The following is a 7,449-nucleotide window of genomic DNA, read 5'->3' as shown; positions in this document are numbered from 1 at the left end:
TTTTTGTTTATTCTATAGGGATGTTTGAAACTGCTGCTCTACCAAACGCCGGTAAAAAGAATGAGAGGCTAACAGCTCTTTATGCGTTCCGCTTCCTGTAACCTTCCCTTCTTCTATTACAACAATTTGGTCCGCATTAATGACCGTAGATAGACGATGGGCAATGACGAGTGATGTGCGTTCTTTCATTACCGTTTCCAATGACTCTTGCACAAGCTTTTCTGATTCGGAGTCCAAGCTAGCTGTCGCTTCGTCTAGTAGTAAAAACTGGGGATTGCGTAACAGCGCTCGGGCAATTGCAATACGCTGTCGCTGTCCTCCTGAGAGATTAATACCTCTTTCTCCAATCATTGTTTCATATTGATCTTCAAAGGACTGAATGAAATGATGAGCATTGGCTAACTTCGCTGCTTCTTCTATTTCTTCATCCGTCACATGCCGCTCTAATCCGTAAATGAGATTTTCTCGAATTGTTCCTGCTAAAATCGGAGAATCCTGCTGAACGTAGCTAAACAGGTGACGCCACGAACGTAAGTTGACGTTTTGACTGTCTGTTCCATCCAAGAATATGTACCCCGATGAAGGCTCATAGAAGCGTTCAATAAGCGAAAAAACAGTAGATTTTCCAGCTCCGCTAGGTCCAACAAAAGCGGTAACTTCTCCTTTTTTAGCAGAAAATGAAACCTCCTGCAATACGGGTTTATCTTCATATTGAAAAGCAACTTTATCGAACCTTAAGCTCCCTACCTGTTCAAGCACTTCTCCATTTTCATAGTTCTCTTCTTTCTCAGCTAATATATCAAAGATTCTTTCGGAAGCTCCTTTGGTTTGCTGAAAGCTCGTAACAAATCGGGTAAGTGAACCAACCGGAACCATAATTTGAAAAAGGTAAAGAACAAAAGCCACCAGCTCTCCTGCAGTGATAAATCCCTCACTCACCCGATATGCACCAAACCCGACGATGACAATCATAACAGCGGTCATCACCGTGCTAATAATCGGGGTAATGATGGCTTCAATTTTAGCTCTCTTTACACCGAAGAGGTAGAGTGATTGAAACGATTGTAAGCCGGAATCAACTTCTTTTTTCTCTGAGCCGGATACTTTAATCAAGCGGATTTCACTCAGCATTTGAGCTAAAAAAGCCGTAAGCTTGGACATTTTATCCTGCTGCTCACGTGAAATTTTATGTATTTTTCGCGCTAGCGGCATAACCAGTACAAACATAACGGGAATAACCGCTAATAAAATGAGCGTCATGGGTACATCAAGCGTCAATAAAATAACAACGGCAACGATAATGGATAAAATATTTTTAACAAAGTCAATCATTTCTGTTGACAATAAATTCATCACAATGGTTGTATCATTTGTAATGCGGCTTACCATTTCACCTGAACGATTTTGGTCGTAAAATGAAACCGGAAGCTTTATGAGCTTGTTCCACACTCTCAATCTAAGTTCTTTTACAACACCTTGCCCTACTTGAGCAAGGAGATAAAGAGATACTGCGCTTGTTACCATTTGAGCAGCAAATAAACCAAGAAGTCCTGCTATAAGCTGCGGTGAGACGCCCGCTGCAATTTTCTCCATCACTTCTTTAATAACAAGAGGAATAGAAAGAGACGCTCCGGTATTAATTAAGGCCAGTATAAACGAAATGAGTAGCTTTCCCGTCGGAGGATTCGTTAGCAACCATAATTTTTTAAATGAAAAATGAATTCCTTTTTGCGTATTCATCTTAGTTCCTTTCTGCTTCTTTTAATAGGTGGTACACACACTTTACCTTCAAAGTTCTATCTTATTTTACACTATTTCCTTCCTCAACCTGAACTTCTAAGCTTTTACCTATTCTTCAAACTCGTCTATACGAAAATGACAAGCTGGTCATATACTACTATGGTACACTTAATTCTTTTACTAGATGAGAGGTTGAATAAGAATGTCTGTTTATATTAAATCTATTTCTATTGGAACCATTTCTGGTGGTATCGTTATTTTTGGAAATGCAGGAAATATATCACCTTCAAGCAGCTCTACATCCGGATCTGGCTCTACTTCTAATTCTCAAATGCCGATGCCTCCTTCTCCGGGAAAAGGCCCGAGAGATAACACAGCTTTTAATGGCTAATAAAAAAACAGTGAGATACTTCTCACTGTTTTTAGACTTGAATACTTGTCATCATCGCAATATAAAAAGCAAAAACAAACAAACCTGCACTTAATACGCTAAGCCATACCGTCTTTTTGTAAAAACAAATAAGTAAATACACAAAAAACAGCAGTGCGACAAATAAGAATAGAATTCCTACAACCGTTACGTTAAACGTTAGAGGGAGCGTCACTTGTTTCCCGTAGATAAACGGAAGAATCGATGAATCCATTGTCATATGACTTATATTAGTTGGCGGCGATTGCGTCACCATGATAGCTGTAAATAAAAAAATGATAAGCAAAATAATGCTTTCTGCTCGAATCCACATCACGGGCTTATATTCGGGATGTTTTATCGCTTTTTTCATAAGAAAACCATTGATGACCGCAAATGCAAGCAGTGGAATAATCGTAATATGCTTTAGTAAAAGAGACTGCCCGTAATCTGTAGCCCATGAATTTACATAGTTGGACAGCCCCATAATAATGACCATCGAAATGAATCCACTTAATGAAAGAAGCACAAAACAAGCGATTGCAAAAGGAGTAAACCAGCTTAAGAAACTTTTCCAATTGGAGGTTTCTTTTGAAAAAGCGGCAACAATCAGAACTACCCCTCCCCACAGTCCAACTGCTAAAATATGAAGGGAATGAGAAAGCATCCCGCTAAGCGCAGAAGCGGATGCTGCGTGACTTGCGTAGGCGATTCCTCCCACCAAGGCTACAGTCAGTAATGTATACATATGAGGGTGGCTCTCTATTGAAACAGCAACCATACATAAAATAGCAATCAGTACAACAAAGATCCAGGCGTGTCCCGTTCTTGTTTCCAATAATACAAGACGAACTGTTTCACCTAACCCTCTTATTTTTGAAAAAGATAAAATAATCTCAAGCGAATTTCCAACCGAAAAAATAGCGACAGCCGCTGCACTTGCAAGTAGCCATCGCTTTGATAATAAAATTGTTGGCTTTTTTGTAAGTGGCACATATTGCAGTACGACAAATCCTAATAATAAGGAAAGAGCTACGTATGTGAACCACTCAAAAACAGGCAACAAAACACTCATCTTTTTAAGCCTTTTTCTTTCTGAAGATTAAGAGTAATGCTCCAACCACCACTACAATAGCAATAATCATGACAACAAAAAACGATGAAGAATCATTGTTCTCTGTTTTTTCATCATTTGCTACTGCACTTTTTTGGTGTTGTTCGGATTGCGTGGCGCCTTGCTTTTTTTCACTATCTTTTCCGGCTGCTTGAGTATTCTCTTCTTTCGCTTCATCTTTCACATCTACTTTAAAAGCAATCGAATCTTTTATTACATGCCCATCTTCCCCTACAATTTCCCAGTTCACTGCGTAAGATCCGTTTTCAAGAGGCTGATCCACAGAAGCTATTAAATCATGACCCTCTACTTTTTGCGAAGCAAGTGAAAGGTTTTGTCCATCTTTTGCAACGGTCATTGTACTAATTTTCTCAATGGGTGTTTCAAAGGTTAATTTAATTTCTTTTAGGGGAGCTGTAACAGTTGCACCATTTTCCGGTACTGTTGTTTGCACATGTGTATGAGCAAAACTAGCTGTCGGGACAGCTAAAAAGCATGCTAAAAGTAAACCTATTATTTTTTTCTATATTTGTAACTCCCTATCTCTTTTTTCTTTTTTCATTCATCATATCCAAAAATGCTTTTATGTAGACGTTTCCGAACACGATCTATTTTCCTAGTAAGTGTACTCCTTTTTTACTCATTCTCACAATAACTATCACCAATTCGTTATAAAATGTTCACAAATCCTAGGAAATATGCTGGTGTATTTTTTTGAATATTCTTTCAGACCACCTTTGAATATAGTAAAATAGTTAAATAAGATGGCTGACTTTTTTCTAGCTTAAAATCTCATACAGAAAGGATAGGAACAATGAAAAAGTATACATGCCCTTGCTGTGGTTATCAATCATTAGACAGTGATGGTGACTATGATATTTGTGAGATATGTTTTTGGGAAGACGATCCGTATCAAAAGCTGAATGCCAATGAGCTAGGAGCCAACTCTATTTCTTTAATAGAAGCTCAGCAAAATTTTATAGTTTATGGAGCATGTAATAAAGAAAGCTTACAGCACGTGAGAAAGCCTTCTGTTCAAGATGTAAAAGATTTCAACTGGAAACCAATTATAAGTCAGGAGTAGCGAAACTAGTTTATGAAAAAAGAATGCTTGCGAAAGCATTCTTTTTTTGATTCAGTAAGAAGTGGAAACAAATGTAGAAAGTACATTTGTAAACCTATAAAAAGTTTGAGTTTTAGATGAAGCTCTTCCTTTTGAAGTGAATGAATGAAACATGGCACTTCGCAGCGGTTGGCTAATCTCTAATTGAATACTTTTACCGGTACGATTTTTATTTGCAATATTTTTAGGGTTAATGCCTGCAATCTCATCGTGCCCTTTTGTGATAAGTTCCGCCGGAAATCCATTTTGATTTAATAATTGCGTTAATTTTTTTGCACGTTCCCGATCAGTTCCCCCTACAAAAATATATTTTTTATTCCCAGAATACCCGTGAAGAGATAAAACATTATCATACTTGCTTACCATCTTACGCGCTGTAGGCTCATCAAAATGAGTGCTTGTGATGTGCAGATCTCGCGAGCCTTTCGATTTTAACGATTCGAATAGGTAGAGAGCATTTTGTTTGCCAAGCTCTTGAGCAATTTCGCTTGTCCCTCCTTCAATTCCTCCACCGTGTGGAGCAAAGATAAGGGCAGGACTTTTCGTTTCTTTGGTCGTCACTTTATAGCTAGCTGAAGACTCGTGCTGTGAGAGCTGCTTGAAATTTTGATATTTATCAGTTGATGCACTAGACGTGTCTTGAAAAGGTGAAATGAATAAAACGAATAGACAGATACATAAGGTAGAGAAACTTACTAAACGATAGCTTTTCAATTTGTACTCCTTCTTTCCATTGTGTAATAAGACCTAAAACATTAGAATCCTAAAAAATCCAAAAATAATATTTATAGTAGTCTTATTTACTTATCGTTACAAATTATACTTTATTAAATAGTTCCTAATACCTATTTATGCTATTTAAAAAAACTTCAGCGCATATTCACTGAAGTTTTTTTACTTTTTTTGTTTTTATTTATTTAAAGCAAGCGCCAAACTAATTTTATCCAGCCAAAGAAGGCGATCCATAAAGGTATGCTCAAAGATGTTCCCCACGCTAAACCAATTAAGAAGTTTCCTCTTTCAATCATACAAACCACTCCTTATGAACATTGTAGGTGAACAAGTACAATTCTATACCTTTACTATATCAGAAAGCGCTTTCATTTAATAGTGACTTACACGTTTTTAGTGCTATATTCATACAGAAAACCGGATTTTAAGTAGATAAAGGGCGATATATAAGAAAATGAATAATTACAAGGTGTAAAAGTATAATAATCTACTAAAAAAAAAGAAACCTTCTTTTGAAGGCTTCTTTTCTAGGTGTTTTTTATTGTTCGCCGCTGCGCTGCAAGCGATTCTCAATAAATAGGCGCTCAACAAATTTATTTAGCTGGGCTTGATACAAACGGCGCTCGTCTAGCGTTTTTGCGTCTTGTATTTGCTGCTTAAAGCGTTTGATTTGCTGTCTCTGTTCAACCGTTACATGATGAGAAAGAAGCATAGGTCCCCCTCCATTTCACTAACGTTTGAATTAAGTAAACCAAGGTTTACCAAAACAAACAACAAACCTGTTAGCTTCTCTTACATAAATTTTTTACTTAGCTTCTTTAGCCCCAACTAATGCTAAACCTGGACCGTACGGCGTTGTATGAACATCTAACATTAATTCATTTGTATAAGGCACAATAGAAGCCTCCATTGCTACTTGTACTCCGTCGACTTCATACATTTCATCATTTTCAAAAGGTTCTTCAAAAGCTAACCCAATATTAGGTATTTCACAGCTAATTCCTTTGAAATACAAGCGAATTCCTGTTATCTCCTGCTCTTCAAGTATATTGTTAATTAATTGTTTTGCTTCTGGTGTAATATGCATGACTAACCCTTCTTCCTTTCAATACTCTTGCTCTATCCTATCATATCTTTAAAACTTTTAAAGAGAATAACTGCAATTCAAAAGCATCCTTATTATTATTTAATAATTATTATAAATAAGTATTGATTTTAATTTGATATTTGATATAATATAAACATAAGATAACAACAACTCATTAGGAGGCTATTAACTATGAATTTAGAAAACGTATTGAACCAACAAATTGCCGATTTTAACGTATTATATACGAAGCTACATCGCTTTCACTGGTATGTAAAAGGGCCTCAATTTTTTACGCTTCATGAAAAATTTGAAGAATTCTATAATGAGACGGCGGACTATATAGATGAATATGCAGAACGATTATTAGCCATTGGAGGAAGCCCAATTGCTACGATGAAGCAATTTTTGCAAGCAGCTACTCTTTCTGAAGATGGAAATGAGCAAACGAGTGAAGAAATGGTAGAAACCTTAATTAATGACTATACGCTACTTGTTAAGAACCTAAAAAATGCAGTTGAAAAAGCTGAAGCAGCACATGATCACGTAACAGCTGACTTATTCATTGGAACAATTGGCAACATTGAAAAACATATTTGGATGCTAAAAGCTGCTTTACCTGTAAAAACATCTGTAAATGCATAAAAAGAGCCTAACCGGCTCTTTTTTACGTTTGTTGATTTCCTTTTTTTTGTTTTTGCAGCCACATAAAAAAAGACATATCATCGTGAATGTCATCTTCTAGCACAGCCTTATACACATGGTCACTCGTATAGTAGCGATTATATCCGCTTTGCTGCTTGAAAAATAAAATACATTCCCGCTTCTTTTCGGTGAGAAGTGATTTTAATAATTCTTGTTTCTCAACTTTGGCCTTCACGATATTTTCTGGAAGCACGGAAATATCAAGCTTCCACTCTTCACCCTGCTGAATCATATACACACTCCACTGATACTTATCTTTTTCATTAGCAAATATCATCTTATAAGGTTGAAAACGCTTTGTAAGCTGATACCCCATGTGAAAAATAGATTCTTCATCCATTTCATCATTTCCTACGTAAAAATTAATGATGCGATTTGTCATGACATTTAACTCCAAACTCTCCCCTGAGAGCGGGCAACCGTATTCTCTTAACAAATTAAATAAACGGTTGGATACCACCAGTTGATTTGCTTCATATTTTAATTCACTTGAGTATGACAGCAGCTCATTCATGTTTTTTGATTCCCCTATCTATAGA

General features: G+C 36.7%; 10 protein-coding genes. 3 read left to right on the top strand and 7 right to left on the bottom strand.

Features of this window, described 5'->3' with window-relative positions; all coding sequences use genetic code 11:
- Positions 1–12: 12 nt before the first annotated feature.
- A complete protein-coding gene (locus tag N178_RS22050; RefSeq protein ID WP_045294908.1) occupies positions 13–1,740 on the bottom strand; it encodes an ABC transporter ATP-binding protein in 1,728 nt (575 codons plus the stop codon).
- Positions 1,741–1,942: 202 nt separating this feature from the next.
- Here N178_RS22050 and N178_RS22045 point away from each other — a divergent pair, with 202 nt between their 5' ends.
- The gene (locus tag N178_RS22045) at positions 1,943–2,131 is read left to right on the top strand and encodes a hypothetical protein (RefSeq protein WP_045294907.1); all 189 of its coding nucleotides are present in this window, start codon (positions 1,943–1,945) and stop codon (positions 2,129–2,131) included.
- 31 nt (positions 2,132–2,162) lie between these two features.
- On the opposite strand, the gene N178_RS22040 is transcribed toward N178_RS22045, so the two are convergent.
- Positions 2,163–3,224, bottom strand: coding sequence for a copper resistance D family protein (locus N178_RS22040; protein ID WP_237758573.1), 1,062 nt, complete (start codon positions 3,222–3,224; stop codon positions 2,163–2,165).
- A 4-nt stretch (positions 3,225–3,228) separates the two neighbouring features.
- A complete protein-coding gene (locus N178_RS22035; protein WP_237758572.1) occupies positions 3,229–3,717 on the bottom strand; it encodes a copper resistance CopC family protein in 489 nt (162 codons plus the stop codon).
- A gap of 360 nt (positions 3,718–4,077) precedes the next feature.
- Between N178_RS22035 and N178_RS22030 the strand changes: the two genes are divergently transcribed.
- Complete coding sequence (locus tag N178_RS22030; RefSeq protein WP_045294904.1) at positions 4,078–4,347, top strand: CPCC family cysteine-rich protein; 270 nt, start codon at positions 4,078–4,080, stop codon at positions 4,345–4,347.
- A 51-nt stretch (positions 4,348–4,398) separates the two neighbouring features.
- Here the strand turns inward: N178_RS22030 and N178_RS22025 are convergent, their stop codons facing one another.
- The 3 genes from N178_RS22025 to N178_RS22020 all read right to left on the bottom strand — a co-directional run bounded on the left by N178_RS22025 (position 4,399) and on the right by N178_RS22020 (position 6,205).
- Positions 4,399–5,100 (bottom strand): poly-gamma-glutamate hydrolase family protein, encoded by a 702-nt coding sequence (locus N178_RS22025; RefSeq protein ID WP_045294903.1) that lies wholly within the window; start codon positions 5,098–5,100, stop codon positions 4,399–4,401.
- Between the two features lie 556 nt (positions 5,101–5,656).
- Positions 5,657–5,830: a hypothetical protein gene (locus N178_RS27245; RefSeq protein ID WP_013057683.1), complete on the bottom strand. Its 174-nt coding sequence runs from the start codon at positions 5,828–5,830 to the stop codon at positions 5,657–5,659.
- A 93-nt stretch (positions 5,831–5,923) separates the two neighbouring features.
- Entirely contained in the window at positions 5,924–6,205 is a 282-nt protein-coding gene (locus tag N178_RS22020; protein ID WP_045294901.1) for a Fe-S cluster assembly protein HesB, read from the bottom strand.
- A gap of 192 nt (positions 6,206–6,397) precedes the next feature.
- On the opposite strand from N178_RS22020, the gene N178_RS22015 reads away from it, so the two are divergent.
- Positions 6,398–6,850 carry a Dps family protein gene (locus N178_RS22015; RefSeq protein WP_045294899.1) on the top strand — a complete coding sequence of 151 codons (453 nt, stop codon included), beginning with the start codon at positions 6,398–6,400 and terminating at the stop codon, positions 6,848–6,850.
- 22 nt (positions 6,851–6,872) lie between these two features.
- Here the strand turns inward: N178_RS22015 and N178_RS22010 are convergent, their stop codons facing one another.
- The gene (locus tag N178_RS22010; RefSeq protein ID WP_045294898.1) at positions 6,873–7,424 is read right to left on the bottom strand and encodes a hypothetical protein; all 552 of its coding nucleotides are present in this window, start codon (positions 7,422–7,424) and stop codon (positions 6,873–6,875) included.
- Between the last annotated feature and the right edge of the window lie 25 nt (positions 7,425–7,449).

This window comes from Priestia aryabhattai B8W22 (assembly GCF_000956595.1).
Classification (GTDB): domain Bacteria; phylum Bacillota; class Bacilli; order Bacillales; family Bacillaceae_H; genus Priestia; species Priestia aryabhattai.
This window is presented reverse-complemented; position numbering and strand designations above follow the sequence as displayed.

Coding starts and splice junctions, on each gene's coding strand:
- N178_RS22050 (WP_045294908.1), bottom strand. CDS start 1,740: ATGAATACGCAAAAAGGAATTCATTTTTCATTTAAAAAATTATGGTTG.
- N178_RS22045 (WP_045294907.1), top strand. CDS start 1,943: ATGTCTGTTTATATTAAATCTATTTCTATTGGAACCATTTCTGGTGGT.
- N178_RS22040 (WP_237758573.1), bottom strand. CDS start 3,224: ATGAGTGTTTTGTTGCCTGTTTTTGAGTGGTTCACATACGTAGCTCTT.
- N178_RS22030 (WP_045294904.1), top strand. CDS start 4,078: ATGAAAAAGTATACATGCCCTTGCTGTGGTTATCAATCATTAGACAGT.
- N178_RS27245 (WP_013057683.1), bottom strand. CDS start 5,830: ATGCTTCTTTCTCATCATGTAACGGTTGAACAGAGACAGCAAATCAAA.
- N178_RS22020 (WP_045294901.1), bottom strand. CDS start 6,205: ATGCATATTACACCAGAAGCAAAACAATTAATTAACAATATACTTGAA.
- N178_RS22015 (WP_045294899.1), top strand. CDS start 6,398: ATGAATTTAGAAAACGTATTGAACCAACAAATTGCCGATTTTAACGTA.
- N178_RS22010 (WP_045294898.1), bottom strand. CDS start 7,424: ATGAATGAGCTGCTGTCATACTCAAGTGAATTAAAATATGAAGCAAAT.